The sequence below is a fragment of the Weissella koreensis KACC 15510 genome, from assembly GCF_000219805.1.
Classification (GTDB): Bacteria; Bacillota; Bacilli; order Lactobacillales; family Lactobacillaceae; genus Weissella; species Weissella koreensis.
The window spans coordinates 134,510-153,827 of sequence record NC_015759.1 but is presented as its reverse complement, the minus strand read 5'-3'; the positions used below and the strand labels follow the sequence as shown (position 1 = coordinate 153,827).

Annotated in this window: 16 protein-coding genes; all 16 read left to right on the top strand. The window is 36.6% G+C overall.

Going from position 1 to position 19,318, the window contains the following annotated elements:
- Positions 1-52 precede the first annotated feature (52 nt).
- The 16 genes from priA (at position 53) to WKK_RS00605 (ending at position 19,237) form a co-directional block, all read left to right on the top strand.
- Positions 53-2,473: a primosomal protein N' gene (gene priA, locus WKK_RS00680; RefSeq protein ID WP_013989128.1), complete on the top strand. Its 2,421-nt coding sequence runs from the start codon at positions 53-55 to the stop codon at positions 2,471-2,473.
- A 14-nt stretch (positions 2,474-2,487) separates the two neighbouring features.
- Positions 2,488-3,441 (top strand): methionyl-tRNA formyltransferase, encoded by a 954-nt coding sequence (fmt, locus tag WKK_RS00675; protein WP_006845524.1) that lies wholly within the window; start codon positions 2,488-2,490, stop codon positions 3,439-3,441.
- Entirely contained in the window at positions 3,434-4,792 is a 1,359-nt protein-coding gene (rsmB, locus tag WKK_RS00670; protein ID WP_006845523.1) for a 16S rRNA (cytosine(967)-C(5))-methyltransferase RsmB, read from the top strand. Before fmt ends, rsmB begins: the two co-directional genes overlap by 8 nt.
- A 42-nt stretch (positions 4,793-4,834) precedes the next feature.
- Complete coding sequence (locus WKK_RS00665) at positions 4,835-5,578, top strand: Stp1/IreP family PP2C-type Ser/Thr phosphatase (protein ID WP_006845522.1); 744 nt, start codon at positions 4,835-4,837, stop codon at positions 5,576-5,578.
- A complete protein-coding gene (gene pknB / locus WKK_RS00660) occupies positions 5,578-7,566 on the top strand; it encodes a Stk1 family PASTA domain-containing Ser/Thr kinase (protein ID WP_013989127.1) in 1,989 nt (662 codons plus the stop codon). Before WKK_RS00665 ends, pknB begins: the two co-directional genes overlap by 1 nt.
- Positions 7,567-7,759: 193 nt before the next feature.
- Entirely contained in the window at positions 7,760-8,674 is a 915-nt protein-coding gene (rsgA, locus tag WKK_RS00655; RefSeq protein WP_006845520.1) for a ribosome small subunit-dependent GTPase A, read from the top strand.
- A gap of 72 nt (positions 8,675-8,746) precedes the next feature.
- Entirely contained in the window at positions 8,747-9,403 is a 657-nt protein-coding gene (gene rpe, locus WKK_RS00650; protein WP_006845519.1) for a ribulose-phosphate 3-epimerase, read from the top strand.
- Between the two features lie 25 nt (positions 9,404-9,428).
- Positions 9,429-10,097: a thiamine diphosphokinase gene (locus WKK_RS00645; RefSeq protein ID WP_013989126.1), complete on the top strand. Its 669-nt coding sequence runs from the start codon at positions 9,429-9,431 to the stop codon at positions 10,095-10,097.
- A gap of 131 nt (positions 10,098-10,228) precedes the next feature.
- Positions 10,229-10,429 (top strand): 50S ribosomal protein L28, encoded by a 201-nt coding sequence (rpmB, locus tag WKK_RS00640; RefSeq protein WP_006845517.1) that lies wholly within the window; start codon positions 10,229-10,231, stop codon positions 10,427-10,429.
- Between the two features lie 231 nt (positions 10,430-10,660).
- Complete coding sequence (locus WKK_RS00635; protein WP_006845516.1) at positions 10,661-11,023, top strand: Asp23/Gls24 family envelope stress response protein; 363 nt, start codon at positions 10,661-10,663, stop codon at positions 11,021-11,023.
- A 27-nt stretch (positions 11,024-11,050) separates the two neighbouring features.
- Entirely contained in the window at positions 11,051-12,733 is a 1,683-nt protein-coding gene (locus WKK_RS00630) for a DAK2 domain-containing protein (RefSeq protein ID WP_013989125.1), read from the top strand.
- A 237-nt stretch (positions 12,734-12,970) separates the two neighbouring features.
- Complete coding sequence (locus tag WKK_RS00625; protein ID WP_013989124.1) at positions 12,971-14,692, top strand: phospho-sugar mutase; 1,722 nt, start codon at positions 12,971-12,973, stop codon at positions 14,690-14,692.
- A gap of 25 nt (positions 14,693-14,717) precedes the next feature.
- The gene (locus WKK_RS00620; protein WP_013989123.1) at positions 14,718-15,287 is read left to right on the top strand and encodes a LemA family protein; all 570 of its coding nucleotides are present in this window, start codon (positions 14,718-14,720) and stop codon (positions 15,285-15,287) included.
- A 2-nt stretch (positions 15,288-15,289) separates the two neighbouring features.
- On the top strand, positions 15,290-16,183 hold the full coding sequence (gene htpX, locus WKK_RS00615) for a zinc metalloprotease HtpX (RefSeq protein WP_013989122.1): 894 nt from the start codon (positions 15,290-15,292) through the stop codon (positions 16,181-16,183).
- Positions 16,184-16,396: 213 nt separating this feature from the next.
- Positions 16,397-17,698, top strand: coding sequence for a bifunctional folylpolyglutamate synthase/dihydrofolate synthase (locus WKK_RS00610; RefSeq protein WP_013989121.1), 1,302 nt, complete (start codon positions 16,397-16,399; stop codon positions 17,696-17,698).
- 6 nt (positions 17,699-17,704) lie between these two features.
- Positions 17,705-19,237 carry a Mur ligase family protein gene (locus WKK_RS00605; protein WP_006845510.1) on the top strand — a complete coding sequence of 511 codons (1,533 nt, stop codon included), beginning with the start codon at positions 17,705-17,707 and terminating at the stop codon, positions 19,235-19,237.
- Positions 19,238-19,318: the final 81 nt, after the last annotated feature.

Below are 19,318 nucleotides of genomic sequence, written 5' to 3'. Positions count from 1 at the left end.
CATGGTCTGCTATAATTATTAGAAGTGTAATTTTTGGAAGGAGATGATCTTAATGGATGTCGCAAAAATTATTGTAGATGTTTCCACACGACAAACGAATAAACCATGGACATATCAAATTCCAGAAAATCTTCAATCAATTGTACAGCCAGGTATGCGAGTACAAGTTCCTTTTGGTAACGGGGGACGCCAAATTCAAGGCTTCGTATTAGAGGTGGTTAAAGGCGAGACAACTACTAAGCCGTTGAAACCGATAACTAATGTTTTAGATTTAGAACCGGTTTTAAATCAAGAATTGCTTCAATTAAGTGCAAAAATTGCTGAACATAATTTTAATTTTCAAATTAATGTTTTACAGGCGATGTTGCCTAATGTGATGAAAGCTAAATATCAAAAAACGCTAATTTTATTAGATCCAAATTTGATTGACGATAATAATATTAATGATTTGTTTATTGATCGCGATGAAATTCCGTTTGAATTAGATTTTATTCCAATTGAATTGATGAGCAAAATTAAACACTATCAAGCAATAAAGGCTCTAGGGTTTAAATATTATTTAAAAAATAAGGCTAAGATTAAAAAAGTCAAAAAATATAAAAATAAATTGTCATCTGATCAATATGATGAGATTAGAAGGAATCTTAACAAAAATGCTAAAAAGCAGGCGCGTTTTGTAACTGCTTTAATGGAAAATCCAACACCAGATTGGCAATTAGTTAGTTCGTTGCAACATTCATATAAATTAACAGCACAAGATATAAATCAGGCGGTTACCAATGGTTGGATTTCTATGACTGAAATGGAAACGTATCGTACGCCAACATTATCAAGCACTATTCAAAAAACTAAGCCATTAGTTTTGAATGAAGAACAATCAGTTGCCTTTGATGCGATTAATAGCGCATTGAACCAACAAATTTCAACAACTTTCCTCTTAGAGGGTGTGACTGGTTCGGGTAAAACCGAAATATATTTACAAGCAATTGCTAGAACTATTGAGGCCGGAAAAACAGCCCTATTTTTAGTTCCTGAAATTACATTAACTCCACAGATGGTCCGACGTGTAAAAGGACGTTTTGGAGATGATGTGGCTTTATTGCATTCGGCTTTATCAGATGGTGAACGATATGATGAGTGGCGTCGAATTCAGCGCCAAGAGGTCCATGTAGTTGTAGGAGTACGTTCGGCTATTTTTGCCCCTTTGGAACAGATTGGCTTGATAATTATGGATGAAGAACATGAAAGTTCTTATAAGCAAGATGATAATCCACGATATCATGCTCGTGATATTGCCTCGTGGCGTGCTAATAGACATCAAGCAGTCCTTATTTTGGGATCAGCCACGCCTTCATTAGAAAGTCGAGCACGGGCACAAAAGCATGTCTATCAGTTGTTGGAATTGAAAAAGCGGGCACTCGCAAATCCATTACCAACAGCTCAAATTATTGATATGAGTGAAGTGATTAAGTCGGGAGGGGATGAAGTTTTTTCACCACAATTGCTTGATCAAATTGAAGAACGTTTAGAAAAAAAGCAACAAATTATTTTAATGCTTAATCGACGTGGTTATGCTAATTTTATGATGTGTCGAGATTGTGGCTATGTTCCAATGTGTCCTAATTGCGATTTAGCATTGACAATGCATAAAGATACTCATCGAATGGAGTGCCATGTCTGTGGTGCTACACAGCCGATACCTCATAAATGTCCAGTATGTGGGTCCACTCGGATTAGGCCTTTTGGGACTGGAACGCAAAAAGTGGAAGAACAATTGCAAGACAAGTTTCCTCAAGCACGTATTATCCGTATGGATAATGATACGACGCGTAAAAAAGGCGCTACAGATCAACTGTTGGAACAGTTTGGTCAACAAAAGGCGGATATTTTGATTGGAACGCAAATGATTGCAAAGGGATTAGATTTCCCCAATGTGACTCTTGTAGGAGTTTTAAATGCGGATACAACTTTGAAAATTCCAGATTATCGTGCTAGTGAAAGGACCTTTCAGTTAATCACTCAAGTTGCAGGTCGAGCAGGTCGGGCTGATAAGGTTGGGAATGTCGTTATTCAGACCTTTAATCCACAGCATTATGCTATCAAATTAGCTCAAAATCAAGATTATGAAGCTTTCTATCAGCAAGAAATGAGTCTACGTAAAACTTGGCATTATTCGCCATATTATTATGCTATTCAGATTAAATTGACTCATCCAAACGAGCAGGATGTAGCTAAAATAGCATATAAAATTGTTAACTGGTTACGAGAACAAATTATGCCTAGTACTATGATATTTGGGCCCGCTCCGGGATCAATTCGTCGAGTTAAAAATCGGTATGTTTATCAAATTTCATTACGATTTAAGTATGATGATAAATTAGAACAAGCGCTTAATCTTTTAGTTAATGATGCTCAAAAGATTATTGATAAAAATATTCAAATTAGTATTAATCGTGACCCTATTAATTTGTAAAATTAGGAGTAAATATGCAAACAAAAATTATTTTTATGGGAACTCCCCAGTTTTCAGTTGGTATTTTAGAATCATTAATTAATCATCCTGATTACGATGTGATTGCTGTTTTAACACAACCAGATCGACCAGTGGGGCGCAAGAAAGTCATGACGCCTACACCCGTCAAAGAAGTTGCTGTTAAAGCGGGGATTCCTGTGTTTCAACCGGCTAAGTTAAGTGGTTCACCAGAATTACAGGCTTTAATTGATTTACAGCCTGATATTATGATTACAGCTGCTTATGGTCAATTTTTACCAACAAAATTATTGAATGCAGCTAAAATTGGTGCTATTAATGTCCATGCTTCATTGCTGCCAAAGTATCGAGGCGGGGCTCCAATTCACTATGCCTTACTTAATGGTGATACTGAAACGGGTGTTTCAATCATGTATATGATTAAGCAAATGGATGCTGGTGATGTTCTATCACAAGCTACATTACCTATTACAGATGATGACAACACTGGAACTTTATTTGAAAAATTATCTATTCTTGGCCGCGATTTATTATTAAAAACATTGCCGGAATTAATCGATGGAACGAATGTAGCGACACCGCAAGATCCTGATTTGGTAACCTTTTCACCGAATATTAAGCCAGAAGAAGAGTCACTTGATTTTTCAAAATCGGCACGAGAAATATTTAATCAAATTCGAGGATTATATCCTTTTCCGATTGCACATACTGAAATTAAAGGGAAACGTACAAAAGTTCAAAAATCCCATTTAATTGATGAACATAGTGATTTACCAAGCGGAACAGTTTTCAAAAAGAATAAACATGAATTATGGATAGTCGCTGGTGATGGAAATATTTTAGCAATTGATGAATTGCAGCCAGCTGGAAAACCAAAAATGGATGTTACCGCCTACTTAAATGGGCATGCTAATTTTACCGAAGGAGAACAAATAATTACTCATGAGTAAAGGAAATTCAAAACAAATCGCGGGGTGGGAACAAAGTAATGCCCGCGCGTTATCAGTTCGGGTATTAGAACGGGTCAAAGATGGCGCATATTCAAATTTGCAATTAAATCAACTTGCGAAAGCCTCAAAATTAGAGGAGCGAGATATACATTTACTCACAACAATTGTTTATGGTGTGATTCAACATCGCCTGACTTTAGAATATTGGTTAAAACCATTCTTACGTGGGAATGTTGATCCATTTGTCAAAGAGTTATTAATGATATCAGTTTATCAAATGCAATACCTTGATAAAATACCACAACATGCCATTTTTGATGAGGCAATTCAAATTGCTAAGCGCCGTGGTCATGATGGAATTCGTAAGTATGTAACGGGGGTTTTGCATAGCCTTGAACGGCAAGGATTACCTGAATTTACGACAATTAAAGATCCAATTGAACAATTATCAATTGAAGCTTCGTTACCAGTTTGGCTACTAAAGCAACTAGAAAGTGAAGTTGGCCATGAAAAAATGGTTAAGATCGCTCGTTCTATTAATGATGCACCAGCTCAATCTGCACGAATTAATCGGGCAGTTACAACGCAGGAACAAGTTACTACTGTTTTGGAGGCAGAAGGCTTTGAAGTAGAAGCTTCTAAAGTTACACCTGAGGCACTTCGTATCAAACATGGACATGTTGCTTCTTCTAAAGCATTTGAAGATGGCTTGCTAACATTACAAGATGAATCAGCTATGCTAATGGTTCCTAATCTAAATTTAACACCATCAATGAAAGTATTAGATGCTGCGGCCGCTCCTGGTGGTAAGACAACACAAATCGCCAGTTATTTAGATCCAAAGCAAGGCGGTATCGTGGAAGCACTTGATATCCACCCTCATAAGATCAAATTGATCGAAGAAAATGCACAAAGACTGCACGTATCTGATCAGGTGCACGCTCAAGAATTAGATGCTCGTAAAGTCGATGAACAGTTTGATGATGAAACCTTTGATGCGATTTTAGTTGATGCTCCATGTTCAGGTTTTGGATTATTACGTCGAAAGCCTGAGATTAGATATGAAAAAAGCTACGCTGATAGTATGAAATTACACCAAATTCAACTAGATATGCTAAATGCAGTGGCTCCTAAATTAAAAAAGGGTGGAAATTTGGTCTATGGGACTTGCACTATTTTAGAAATTGAAAATGATGCTGTTGTTCAAGACTTTTTAGAGCAAAATTCAGATTATGAATTAGTACCCACCATTGGCCCTTTGCCTCAACGATCACAATTAACAATGCAAGTTTTCCCTGACGATTTTGATTCAGATGGATTTTTCGTTGCGACGTTACGTAAAAAAAAGTAATATATAATTTATATTGGAGAAACTAAAAGGAGAGGGCAAGTTATGAAAATCGCATTTGCAACAGATCGTGGAACTGTTCGTGCTGATAATCAAGATTATGTTGATGTTTTTGTGAATCAACGAGGAGTTCAATTAGCGATTGTTGCGGATGGCGTTGGTGGTCAAAATGCCGGTGATGTAGCGGCGACTATGGCCGTTTCACATTTTGGAAATGACTGGCTTATGACACAGATATACACTCCAAGCGCGGCTAAAGATTGGCTGTTAGCACAGACACTCCAAGAAAATAAAAAAATTTTAACAACCGCTAATCGCTATAAAACTTTAAAAGGGATGGCAACAACATTAGTCATTGCAGTAATCTTGCCCAATTCTTTGGTTATATCAAATTTAGGCGATTCGAGAGCCTATCTTTTACGTCGTGATAGTATTTTACAACTAACACAGGATCACAATTTGGCGAGCGAGTTATTACGACGGGGAGCTATTACTTCAGAAGAAGCAAAAGATCATCCTGGTCGTAATATGATTACTCGTCAATTAGGAGTTAATACTGAGGCAAAACCAGATATTCAAGATATGAAAATAGAAGAAGGAGACCTCCTCCTCCTCACCACAGATGGATTAGGAAAGGCGCTTTCTGATTATGAGGTTGTTAAAATCATTCAAGATAGTGATAACATTTCCTTAGCAGTAGCGCATTTAATTGCAACAGCTAATCAGAAGAGTACGCCAGATAATATAACAGTGCTCTTAGGTATGCAGGAAGGAGAAGGGGAATACTAATGCAAGTTAATGAATTAATTGCCGATCGTTATCAAATCATTGAGCCATTAGGTGAAGGTGGTATGGCCAATGTTTATCGTGCACATGACCAAATTTTAAATCGGGATGTTTCCGTTAAATTGCTTCGTTTGGATATGCGTGATAACAGTACTAGTCGTCAACGTTTTGAAAATGAAATCGCTGCCTCAACTGAGTTGGTCCATCCAAATATTATCCAAGTTTACGATTTTGGTGAATCTAATCAACTGCAATTTTTAGTCAGTGAATATGTTAAGGGAGAAGATTTAAAACGTTACATTGCTAGTCATCATCCGCTAACGATAACGCGGACATTAGAAATTATGGATGATGTTTTGGCTGGAGTGGCAATGGCACATAGTCATAACATTGTTCATCGTGATTTAAAACCACAAAATATTTTAATTGATGAAAGTAGCCGCGCTAAGATTACTGATTTTGGGATTGCATTAGCACAATCTAGTTTGGGATTAACTAAAACTGACGTTGCAATTGGTTCAATACATTATATGTCTCCTGAGCAAGTTAAAGGGGGGATGGCAACAACGCGTAGCGATATTTATGCATTAGGTATTATTCTCTATGAAATGTTGGTTGGTAAGGTGCCATTTGATGCCCAAGAGGCAGTTAGTGTGGCATTGATGCATTCGTCAGAGCCAATGCCATTTGTACGTGATATTGATCCACGAATTCCACAAGCGTTGGAAAACGTGATTTTACGGGCTACACAGAAAAATCCAATGGACCGTTATAGTTCAGTTAATGAGATGCGCCAAGATTTATCAAATGTAATGTCGACTGAACGTTTAAATGAGCCGCGTTTGAATTTGAATAACCAAGCTGACGATACGACAACAGTTACTAAAATTATTCCTAATGATGTTTTGGGAGCGGTGGCTAATCAAGAGTCTAAGCATAATACAACATCAGAACCAATATCACGTAAAGCTCAACGGGATGTTAAGAAAAAATCAGGTAAGGGTAAGGAACAATCTAGTATTAAAATTTGGAGTAAACCTCGTCGGATTATGACCTGGATTGCGATTGCATTTGCTGCAATTTTGGCTATCTTTTTGATTTTTGGTCTAACACCTAATAAAGTAACGATTTCTGATTTTACAGGAGATACCGAAAGTTCGGCACGCCAATCTTTGAAACAAGATGGGGTTACAGTTGGACAAGTTTATCATGTTAATAATAAAGATGTTAAAAAGGGCTATGTGATTAAAACTGATCCAAAAGCTGGTCAAAAAATTAATAAAGGTGATAGTGTTGATCTTTATATTTCAAGTGGCGCTAAGATGGTTCGTGTTGGCGATTATACAGGTGAGAAATATTCAAAAGTTGCCAGTCAGCTACGAACCAGAGGCTATAAGATCAAAGCCGTACATCAGTATAATGCTGATGTACCGTCAGGTTATATTAGTGAACAAGATATTCCTGCTGAATATAAGGTAGATCCTTCAAAAACAACGATTACCTTTACGGTATCAAGAGGACAAAAGTCATTAGTTGTACCTGATTTTAGTGATATGACTCAAAATGAGGCACAAAAATTAGCTAATAAACAGGGGGTTATCGTTTCATTTGCTCAGCAAGCCTCGGATTCTGTTGATGAAAATAACGTTATTTCACAGTCGATTAAGGCTGGAACAAAAATTAAAGATGGGACTGTTGTTACGGTAGCAATTTCATCTGGGGCAAACCCAATTTCAGTTCCAGATTTCGTAGGTAAAACATATGGAGATGTTAAGTCTTGGGCTGATAAGAATGGGATTGAGGTTAATGTTGATCCAGCTGGAGCAGATGATAGCAGCAAGGTAACTAGTCAAAATATCTCCTCAGGTGGAACCCTTAAAAAGGGTGGAACTTTGAAGATTAGTGTCTCAAGCGGATCAGGTAATAGTTCAAGTAGCAGTAGTTCTAGCGCTAGCAGTAGCGTATCTAGTACTAGTAGTTCATCAAGTTAATCAGATAGAAGATCAAACATAATATTTAAAGAAATATATATCAGAAAAGGTAATTCTAAAGAATTGACCGGATCTGATATTTTTTTAATTTTGATAGTTTAGTGAGAGTAAGAAAATTTTCAGCATGGTTTTTAAATCAATATTACGCTAAAATTAAGGAATACTAATATCTATAGAAAATTGAGGAAATTGAATGACCAATTATCATGGACAAATTCATCTATCATTAGCTGGATTTTATGATGTTTTAACGGATGACGGCAAAATGAAACGAACTCGAGCACGCGGGAATTTCAGGAAAAAAGGTTTGACACCTTTGGTTGGTGATTTTGTGGAGTTTTCCGCTGATGCTGATCAAGATGGTTATTTGTTAAAAATTGATGCACGTAAAAATAGTTTAGTTCGACCACCCGTGGCCAATGTTGATCAAGCGATTTTAGTAACAGCAGTTAAGTTGCCTGATTTTTCAACCAATTTATTAGATCGACAATTGGTAGCATTAGAAGATGATGGAATTGAACCGATTATTTATTTTTCTAAAATCGATTTATTAACACCAGTGGAGTATGAAAATTTAGCCGAAGTAGTTGTTGGTTATCGAAATGCTGGTTATCAGGTGGTCTTGCCAGAAAAATCATTTGATGAACCTAGCTTAAAAGAATTACGGGAGATTTTAAACGAGGGGTTAAGTGTAGTGATGGGGCAAACAGGAGCTGGTAAATCAACACTGTTAAACCATCTAAATGAAACGCTAAATCTTGCTACAGGAGAAGTGTCACAGGCCTTAAGCCGTGGGAAACACACTACTAGACAAGTGAGCTTAGTTGCAATGGGACAAGGATGGGTTGCAGATACACCTGGTTTTTCTACTTTTGAAGTTTTCAAAATGAAAGCTCGGGATTTAACCAAATATTTCCGTGAAATTAACCAATATTCTAGCCAATGCCGTTTTCGCGGATGTGTCCATTTGAATGAGCCAAATTGCGCAGTAAAGGAAGCCGTTGAGAATGGTGAAATAATGCAATCAAGATATAATAACTATAAATTGTTTTATGATTTGATTGAAGACCGCCGGCCGGTATATAATAAACATGATAAAAAACATTAACTTTACCAATCTAGGTGAGTTAATTTAGAATAATTTGAATTACATTCAAATTCAACAGGAAATGGGGATATTATGTCAATTAAAGTAGCACCATCAATTTTAGCAGCTGATTATTTGAACTTAGAACAAGATGTCAAGCTTGTTGAGAAAGCAGGCGCTGAATATTTGCATATTGATGTGATGGACGGAATGTTTGTACCATCTATTTCATATGGTCCAGGGTGGGTGAAAGCCTTGAAGCCAAAAACTAACATGGTCTTGGATGTGCACCTAATGGTTGAACAACCAGAACGTTATATTGATACTTTCGTTGAAGCTGGGGCAGATATTTTAGGTGTTCATTATGAAGCTACTCAACATCTTCACCGAGCATTACAACAAATTAATGAGCATGGGATCAAATCTGAGGTTGTAATCAACCCAGCAACACCTGTTTCATCAATTGCACCAGTATTACATATGGTTGACCAAGTATTGGTTATGACTGTTAATCCTGGCTTCGGGGGACAAAAATTCTTGCCCGAAACTTTAGCTAAGATTGCTGAATTATCTGAATTAAAGACTAAAAATGGATATCATTATGATATTGAAATTGATGGTGGTGCCAATGATGAGACGACTAAGCTAGCTTACGAAGCAGGTGCTACTGTTGCTGTTGCTGGTTCATATGTTTATGACAAAGTTGATCCTGCAGCTAAGGTTGCACGTTTAAAGGAAGTCACTAAGTAATTCGAGTCAAATGAGGTGAGGATTGATGCAGGCACAGGATAAAACTAATCCATTAATTCGATTACTAGTTGGTGGACCTCAGTCTGAATGGCCGTTAGAGTTAAAAAATGGATCTTTATCGGGACCATGGGTGGCTGCTGATCGTGGCGCACTATATTTAATGAAGCTAGGCATAACTCCTATATTAACGTTTGGTGACTTAGATTCAATTCATTTTGAACATCATTCTGATCTTGCATCGAAATTGCCGGAAATAATTAGCAAAGAAGAACAAGTTCAAACAGACGCTGAGGCAATTTTGCAGGTAATTGAACAAAAATACCAGCCAAAATTGATTGAAATATATGGTGCAACTGGTGGTCGTTTAGATCATTTGTTGCATAATATTTTGATGTTTGCGAAGCCTAATTTGAAAAGAATAGCCGATCAGTGTCGTATTATTGATAAAAATAATGTGATTGATTTCTATCTTCCTGGTAATTATACTATTGAAAAGATTTCTGGGATGAAATATGTTGGATTTGCCGCGATTGAACCTGTCACTGGATTAACGTTAATTGATGAAAAATATCCTTTAACTGATTGGAATGGTCCAGTCACTATTTGGGGATCTAATGAATTTGTGGGTGAAACAAACCATTTTTCATTTAAATCGGGACTTATTGCGGTCATTCAATCTAAAGATGCCGACTAATTATTCAAAAAAAATGATGTAAAGTAATATTACTTTACACAAAGTGCTTGCATATTGTTCCGCGCTTTGATAAGATTATTTAAGTAAATTAAAGCACTGAAATAAAGAGCTTAAGATGGGAGGGTCACACCATGGCAGTTGATGCAGTCAACGGAAAGCGTACGCGCTTCGGTAACCAACGTTCACACGCCCTTAACTCAAGCCGTCGTAGCTGGAAGCCAAACTTGCAAAAGGTAACCGTTAAAATTAACGGAGCAGCACCTAAAAAAGTTTACTTATCAGCCCGTACTTTGAAGGCTGGGTTGAAGAACGGTTCAATCGAACGTGTTTAATATCAAATAGATTATGGCTATCTAATTATTTAGGTAGCTTTTTCTTTACAAAAAAGAGAAAATGACAATTTTTATTTACCAGTAATGGTAGGCTGATTTAACAATAATTTACACATTTTTAATCAGTTGCGTTAAAATAAAGTAACCATTGAATTTAGTGACAATTGATAGAGCTGTCTTAAGTTCTGTGATAAAATATTGATTATGGATTTTATAAGGGGGTTTTAGGATATGGCAGTAAAGATTCAAACCGAACAAGGAACCGTTCAAATTGAAAATGATGTAATTGCTAAAATTGTTGGTGGCGCAGCAACTGATAATTATGGTGTGGTTGGGATGGCCAGCCAAAATCCTTTACGTGATGGAATTAACCAAGCTTTGAGTGGAGACAATTATGCTAAAGGGGTAGTTGTTCGTGAGACTGAAACTGGAATTGCTGTAGATGTTTATGTGATTGTGGGTTATGGAATGAAGATCTCAGAAATATCAAAGAGCGTGCAAGCACGTGTTAAAAATGATTTAAGTAGTATGCTGGGAATTATCGCCGATGAAGTCAATGTGATTGTCCAAGGCGTTCGTATTTTGGGTGAATAATCGGAGTATTTCGGAGGATTTGAAATTGTGGAAGTTGTAACAGAAATTACAAACGTTGAATTTGGTAAAATGATCAACGCTGCAGCAAATACATTGCAAGATAATGCAGAAAAAATTAATAAATTAAATGTTTTTCCAGTTCCAGATGGGGATACGGGAACTAATATGACTTTGTCGATGGCTTCTGGAGCTGAGTATGAGCGTGATGAAACTGATTTGCGCCTTGGTTCTTTAGCTAAGGCAACCTCAAAAGGTTTATTGATGGGCGCTCGTGGAAACTCTGGAGTTATTCTATCTCAAATTTTCCGTGGGTTTGCTAATGCCGTTAAAGATGAAGAGGTATTGACAGCCCGGACTTTTGCTAATGGTTTAATGGGTGGAGCTGAAACGGCCTATAAAGCTGTTATGAAGCCCACTGAGGGGACTATTTTAACTGTTATTCGCGAGGCAGCATCAGCAGCAAATAATGCAGCTAAACAATCTGATAACGTAGTTGAAATTGCAAAAGCAGCTTATGATGCTTCTGAAAAGGCTTTAGCATCTACACCTGATTTGCTTCCTGTTTTAAAGGAAGTGGGTGTGGTTGATTCTGGTGGACAAGGGTTAGTTATTGTTCTTGAAGCATTTTATGCTGTTTTGTCTGGTCAAGAAATCAAGCATAATGCTGTTGATAATGCTGGTCTTGAAGCTATGATTCAAGATTTGCATAATACTGGAGTTCAGGGTGAGCTTAATCCAGATAGTATTAAATATGGTTATTGTACTGAAATGATGGTCGATCTTGCTGTTGGAACAACTTATGATACTGAATTTGATTATGATCAATTTTACGATTACTTAGCTAATTTAGGTGATTCATTGTTGGTTATTAATGATGAAGAAGTTGTTAAAGTTCATATTCATACTGAGCATCCAGGAAAAGTCTTTGAATGGGGCTTGAAGTATGGGTCGTTACGTAAGACTAAAGTTGATAACATGCGTTATCAACAAGTAGAAGCATCTATGGCAGCGCAAAAAGCTAAAGATGAACAAAAGAATGAACCACTTCAAGTTGAATTGGCAGTCATTGGAATTGCAGCTGGTGATGGTGTACAAGACCTCTTTAAGACGTCAGGGGCTAATATTATTATTGATAGTACCCAAGCACCATCAACATCTGATATTGTTTCAGCGATTAAAGATAGTGGAGCCAAACAAGCAATTGTTTTGCCAAATGATTCCAATATCTTTATGGCAGCTGATCAAGCCAAGTCGATGTTAGACATTCCGGTTGAAATTATTAAAACCAGAACAGTTCAACAAGGGTTAACAGCCTTGCTAGTTGGTTTCAATCCAGATGCATCGTTAGTAGATAATGCTAAAAATATGACTTTGGCACTTGCTGATGTTAAGTCTGGTTCTGTCACAACTTCAGTACGAGATACAACAATTGGTGGGTTAGAGATTCATGTTGGTGATGCGATTGGCCTTTTGGATGGAGACATCGTTGTCGCCGAACCTGCGGGTGATATAAAAGCAGCAGCCCAAAAATTGCTGGAAAAAATGTTAGATGAGGATGATGAAATTGTTACATTAATTTATGGAGCAGATTCAACTAAGTCTGAGGCTGAAGAGTTGGCTAACTATATTGAAGAATTAGATAGTGAGATGGAAGTCGAAATTCATTCTGGAAATCAACCTCTTTATCCTATTTATTTGGCAGTAGAATAACTAACTTTTCAATTAAATAAAAAGAATATAATGTTAAAAGTTATTAATAACATTAAATTTTAAAAAGCAGATTAGACATATTTTGTCTAATTTGCTTTTTTGCTTTAAGCTGCATTTATAATGTTTTACTAATTAATACATGTCAGGATAGTGGTACTAATAGTGCTGTGATATAATAATGTAAACAATTTCAAAGATGTAATACGATAAAGATTAGTTAGAACTAGGAGAAATAATATGAGTTGGGAAGAAACATATAAAATTTGGTCAGAAAAGCACGATTTACCTGCCGATTTAAAAGCTGATTTAGCTAACATGCAAAATGATAGTGAACGAGAGGATGCTTTTTATACACCATTAAGTTTTGGAACAGCTGGAATGCGTGGGATCCTTGGGGCTGGAATTAATCGGATGAACATTTATACTGTTCGTCAAGCCACTGAAGGCCTTTCACAGTTAATTGATTCATTTAATGATGACGCTATAAAAGCACGTGGTGTAGCAATTTCATATGATTCAAGACATTATTCACAGGAATTTGCTCAAGAAGCAGGACGCGTGTTGGGAGCGCATGGTATCAAAGCGTTCGTCTTTGAAAGCCTTCGACCAACGCCAGAGCTATCATTTGCGGTTAGACATTTAAATACTTATGCAGGAATTATGATTACAGCTTCTCATAATCCTAAAAACTACAATGGTTATAAGATATATGGTGAAGATGGTGGGCAGATGCCACCTAAAGAGTCTGATATCATTACTGATGCAATTCGACAGGTTGATATGTTTAATGTTCCAGTGGCTAACTTAGATGATTTACGAGCTAAAGATTTATATCAAGATTTATCTGATGATTTAGATCAAGCTTATCTTGAAAACGTTAAAACAGTATCAATTAATCATGAATTAATCGACACTGTTGGGCGTGATATGAAGTTAGTCTACTCACCTTTGCATGGAACTGGGGCGATGATTACTGGTCAAGCTTTAGAAAATGCAGGTTTTAAAAATGTATTAATGGTTCCAGAACAAAAAGAACCAAATGGTGATTTCCCAACTGTTGAATTACCTAATCCCGAGGATCCAAAAGCTTTGGCTATGGGGATTGAACTAGCTAAACAAGAAGGTGCTGATGTAGTAATCGCTGTTGACCCCGATGCTGATCGAATGGGAACTGCCGTACGTCAACCATCTGGTGAATATGTTATGTTGACGGGTAATCAAATTGGTGCAGTTTTGATGAATTATATCTTAACTGCTCAAAAGGAAGCTAATAAGTTACCTGAAAATGGGGTGTTAGTTAAGTCAATCGTTTCTTCAGAATTTGCTGCAGATATTGCTGCCAGCTTTGGGATTGAGACTATTAACGTTTTGACTGGATTTAAATATATTGCTGAACAGATTAAAAATTATGAAATTAACCATGATCATACTTTTCTCTTTGGTTTTGAAGAATCATATGGTTACTTGGTAAAGCCGTTTGCACGTGATAAAGATTCAGTTCAAGCAACAATTTTGATGGCTGAAGTGGCCGCTTACTATAAATCACTTGGTAAAACTGTCTATGATGGTGTCCAAGAATTATTTGAAAAATTTGGTTATTTTGTTGAAAACACTAAGTCATTGACCTTTAAGGGTATTGATGGAAAAGAACAAATTGAACAATTAATTGCTAAATTCCGTCAAGAAACACCTAAACATTTTGGTTCATTGAATGTTATTAAGGTCGAGGACTTTGCAGCTGGAACTGAAACTGATATGCAAACAGGGGCAGTTCAAAAAATAACATTACCAACTGCAGAAGTATTGAAATATTGGTTGTCTGATGGTTCATGGGTAGCTGTTCGCCCTTCAGGAACTGAGCCAAAGATTAAGTTTTACGTGGGGACGAAAGGCGCAACATCCGCTGAGGCTGATGATCAATTAACTGCCATTCAAGCCACGATTGCAACTTATCTTTAATAGTTAAAGGGGATAAATAATTTATATGAGTATACTTATTTTAATTGTAATAATAGTAGTATTAGTGATTGCTTATGTAGTCATTTATAATGGCTTAGTTTCAGCACGGATGCACACTAAGGAGTCATGGGCTCAAATTGATGTTCAATTGAAGCGACGTAATGATTTGATTCCAAATTTAATTGAGACGGTTAAGGGTTATGCCAAGTATGAACAAGGTACTTTGGAAAAAGTAATAGGTTTGCGAAACCAATTGATGGAGATTCCAGCAAATGATCAAGAAGCAACTATGGAGGTTTCTAATCAATTATCATCAGCTTTGAAATCTGTTTTTGCTTTATCAGAAGCCTATCCTGATTTAAAAGCTAATCAGCAATATACTAATTTGATGGAAGAATTAACTAATACTGAAAATAAAATTGCATATTCTCGTCAATTATTTAATTCAACAACTTCAAATTACAATGCGAAGATTCAAATGTTTCCAACTTCAATTGTTGCTAAGATGGGACATTTTGAACCGTCTGCTTTCTTAGAAGTTCCTAGTGAGGAAAAAGTCGCACCAAAAGTTTCATTTAATGATCAAGGAATATAAATATGTTGTATGACCAGATTAGTCAAAATAAGCGAAAAACGGTGTTGTTATTTATCGGATTCTTTATCTTTTTGGCAATTGTAGGAGCGGCTTTGGGCTACTTTATGTGGCGATCAGTGTCTATGGGGTTAATGATTACCTTGGTTGTAGGAATTGTTTATGTTGGTTACATCTATAGCCAATCGACTGATATTGTAATGCAAATGAATCATGCTCAGGAGTTGCAAGGTCCAGATGATGCACCAGAACTGTGGCACATTGTGGAAGATATGGCTTTAGTAGCAAATGTTCCAATGCCGCGTGTTTTTATTGTTGATGATCCTTCGCCAAATGCATTTGCAACTGGTAATAATCCTAAAAATGCAGCAGTTGCAGCCACGACTGGAATTCTACAACGATTAAATCGGACAGAATTAGAAGGCGTTATGGCTCATGAAATGACGCACGTACGAAATTATGATATTCGGATTCAAACATTGGCAGTTGCTTTAACATCAGTAATTGCCTTGTTAGCTAACTTTGGAACTAATTTTATGTTTTGGGGTGGCGGACGTCGAGACGATGAAGACAATAACAGTAATAATATTTTAGGTATAATTGTTTCATTACTGGTACTGATCTTAGCTCCTATTATGGGAACTGTTGTCCAACTTGCTATTTCGCGAAATCGCGAATATTTGGCTGATGCTGGTGCTGTTGAGTTAACACGAAATCCGCAAGGGCTGATTTCAGCTTTACAAAAAATATCGCAGAGCGAACCTATGCAAGAAGATAATGTCGCGCCATCGAGCGCAGGATTATATATTAGTAATCCTTTAAGTCGAGATAAGATGAACAATCTATTTTCGACTCATCCACCGATGGAACAAAGAATTGCAGCACTTGAAAAGTTATAAATTTTTTGTATACTGAACACATAGAGTTAATGTTAATTTAATAAGAGGATTGAAGAATTATGCATGACTTCAATCCTCTTTTATTGCATATTATGTGTGATTTTAATGCTCTAAATTTGAAGTTTTTGTGAATAACGTTTTTTTTCGACAAAACATTGTATAATTTGGTAAGAAGTTTTGAAATGGAACAATAATAATAAGGATAGTGATGATATGGTTGGTCGTGAAGATTACAGTAAAATTAATAAAAAAATTACAGCTGCGAAAGCTGTAAAACCTTCGTTAGCCCGCGTGGGTATGATTAGCGAAATTTTATCGTGGTTAGGGAATCCAGATAAACGGCTACGAATTATTCATATTGCTGGGACCAATGGTAAAGGATCAACAGGAACTATGCTGAAAAGCATCCTACAGGAGAGTCAGTACCATGTTGGCCATTTTTCGGCACCAGCCATTCAAGATGATTTAACGATGATCACCATTGATGGTCAACCAATTGGTCAAAAAGATGTGGTCAAAATTGTTCATGAAATTACACTCCAAATTAAAAAACATGATGGTGATTTTTCACTACTCAGCACTTTTGAGTGGTGGGTTCTGATCGCCTTAGTTTATTTTGCACAACAAGATACTCAATTTGTAATCTTAGAAGAGGGGCCAGGAGGAAGTAATGATGTCACTAATGCGGTCCGAACCCCCTATTTAATTGCGTATACTAAAATTTCAGTTGATAATATTTGTTCAACGGGCTCAACTTTAAAACAAGTAGCTAATGAGTATGCCAAAATTATAAAGCCAGGTGCATTAATTGTTAGTTACCCAGGTCAAGATTATGATGTTCAAAAAGTTTTGCATGAACAGACTGATGCAGTTCATGCATTTTGGAACCCTTACCCATTGCCTCAGATAACGATTCTATCTACTGCACCACAGGGATTATCATTAAAAATTGATGATATTCCTGATATTCATTTACCATTGGCCGGAGCATATCAAGCTAGTAATTTAAGTACGGTGCTTCAAATCGTTAATTATTTACAGCAAAAAGGGTTCCAATTGTCCAAGGATAAGACAATGGCAGCTTTATCTAACATATCAATTCCTGGGCGGATGGAATATGTTGCTGATCGTAATATATTGTATGATGGTGCTAGTAATTTAGATGGAATTAGCGGATTAAGAGATTCAATTAAAGCTTGGCATTTACCATTTAAACCTGTTTTTGTTTTAGGGTTATTGGATGATCGAAATGCACATGAAATAATTGATTTGGTAGCTAGTATCGCGTCAACAATTATTGCCGTAACCCCTGAGTCAAAAGAGGGGATGTCGGCTGAAGCAATGGCATCATATTGTCTACACAACACTAAAAATAATATAGATGTTGAAATTGCCGATGATCCTAGTGCAGCAATACAATTAGCCCGTAAGTATCGAGCTTCATCGAATGCTTTAATTGTTGTGACGGGATCAATTTATACATTAAGAGCAATTTTTAACGAGGAAGAGGGATAATTTTCAATGGTATTAACATCAGAGCAAATAACTAATGTATTATCAGATGAAGGATTATTAGTACAGGCACCAGAAGATCAAGAACGTGTCTTTCAAACGATTAGTTATAATTCAAAGCAAGTGGAATCAGATTCTCTTTTTATTATTAAAGGGGAATTACCTGCTAAATATTTAGAAGAGGCCTTACGAAAAGGGGCAAATGGAATTGTTACCCAACAAAAGCCAGTATTAAATGATATAACAATTCCAATCTGGTATGTTGAAGATAGTTTGGCGGCTATGAGTATTTTAAGTATGACTTATTATGATTATCCTCAACGTTCCCTAAACTTAATTGGTGTGACGGGAACAAAAGGGAAGACTTCAACGACATACATGATTTATGATATTTTAAAACATGCTACAGATAATAAAGTCGCCTTGTCATCAACAATTAGTCAGATTACTGGACCAAAACCAGAAAATCATTACCGTGCTCATTTGACAACACCAGAATCATTAGATCTATTTAAATTAATGCGCGAAGCTGTTGATAATGGCATGACACATATGGTGATGGAAGTTTCTTCACAAGCGTTTAAAATGCGACGGGTTTATGGCCTCCGATATAACGTTGGTATTTTTTTGAATATTTCTCCTGATCATGTCGGAGAAAATGAACATCCGACATTTGAAGACTACTTAGCACATAAAATGATGTTAATTGATCATTCTGATCAGATTATTTTGAATGCAGAAAGTCAACATTTTTCAGAATTGATGGCTCGAGCTACAGAGTTAATTCCTCGTGATGGGATTTGGCTTTATGGAGCGCAACAAGATGATGGAGTTAAACCGGACTTAGAATTTAGGACAAATTCTGCTAATTTAAGCGGTTCAAATTTTGATCTGATTGAAATGAATCAACAGGCACAAAGACTAAATATTCAAGGAAATTATGATCTAGATTTGCCAGGCGATTTTAACGAAAGTAATGCCACTGCGGCAGCTTTAGCAAGTCGGTTAGTCGGTGCTGATCCAGATGCAATTGAAGCTGGATTAGAAGAAGTTCAAATTCCTGGAAGAATGCAAATGTTTTCGACGCAAAAGCATGGGACAATCTATGTGGATTATGCACATAACTATGCCTCAATTGCGGCCTTATTAAAATTCGTACGATCAAATGAAGCAGTAAAGGTCTTACGCGTAGTGGTTGGGGCTCCTGGAAATAAAGGGGTTTCTCGTCGCCCAGGCATTGGGAAAGCTTTAAGTGAAGGAGCTGATGTTGCCATTTTAACGGCGGATGATCCTCAATTTGAAGATCCTTCAGCCATTGCGGATGAGATTGAACAAAATATTATAAATCCAAAGGTAGAAATTTTAAGAGAAATGGATCGTTCGCTTGCTATTGAACGAGCGATTAGTGCTTCTGGAATTAATGATGTTGTAGTAATAGCAGCAAAAGGTCTAGATGAATATCAAAAAGTTAATGGGGTGGATACCCCATATGAAAATGACTGGAATGTTGCACAACGAGTTGTTTCAGAGCTGGAAAATTAACCTAAAAATTGGTATAATATGTTGATTGGCGTTGAATTTTTATACAAAATTAATTAAATACAAAAACAAAAGAGGATTGAC

Bases quoted from the DNA above. Each gene is read 5' to 3' on its own strand.
- WKK_RS00610 (WP_013989121.1), top strand. From the start codon at position 16,397: ATGGTTGGTCGTGAAGATTACAGTAAAATTAATAAAAAAATTACAGCT.
- WKK_RS00620 (WP_013989123.1), top strand. From the start codon at position 14,718: ATGAGTATACTTATTTTAATTGTAATAATAGTAGTATTAGTGATTGCT.
- fmt (WP_006845524.1), top strand. From the start codon at position 2,488: ATGCAAACAAAAATTATTTTTATGGGAACTCCCCAGTTTTCAGTTGGT.
- rpmB (WP_006845517.1), top strand. From the start codon at position 10,229: ATGGCAGTTGATGCAGTCAACGGAAAGCGTACGCGCTTCGGTAACCAA.
- WKK_RS00645 (WP_013989126.1), top strand. From the start codon at position 9,429: ATGCAGGCACAGGATAAAACTAATCCATTAATTCGATTACTAGTTGGT.
- WKK_RS00665 (WP_006845522.1), top strand. From the start codon at position 4,835: ATGAAAATCGCATTTGCAACAGATCGTGGAACTGTTCGTGCTGATAAT.
- rsmB (WP_006845523.1), top strand. From the start codon at position 3,434: ATGAGTAAAGGAAATTCAAAACAAATCGCGGGGTGGGAACAAAGTAAT.
- WKK_RS00605 (WP_006845510.1), top strand. From the start codon at position 17,705: ATGGTATTAACATCAGAGCAAATAACTAATGTATTATCAGATGAAGGA.
- WKK_RS00625 (WP_013989124.1), top strand. From the start codon at position 12,971: ATGAGTTGGGAAGAAACATATAAAATTTGGTCAGAAAAGCACGATTTA.
- rpe (WP_006845519.1), top strand. From the start codon at position 8,747: ATGTCAATTAAAGTAGCACCATCAATTTTAGCAGCTGATTATTTGAAC.
- rsgA (WP_006845520.1), top strand. From the start codon at position 7,760: ATGACCAATTATCATGGACAAATTCATCTATCATTAGCTGGATTTTAT.
- WKK_RS00635 (WP_006845516.1), top strand. From the start codon at position 10,661: ATGGCAGTAAAGATTCAAACCGAACAAGGAACCGTTCAAATTGAAAAT.
- pknB (WP_013989127.1), top strand. From the start codon at position 5,578: ATGCAAGTTAATGAATTAATTGCCGATCGTTATCAAATCATTGAGCCA.
- htpX (WP_013989122.1), top strand. From the start codon at position 15,290: ATGTTGTATGACCAGATTAGTCAAAATAAGCGAAAAACGGTGTTGTTA.
- priA (WP_013989128.1), top strand. From the start codon at position 53: ATGGATGTCGCAAAAATTATTGTAGATGTTTCCACACGACAAACGAAT.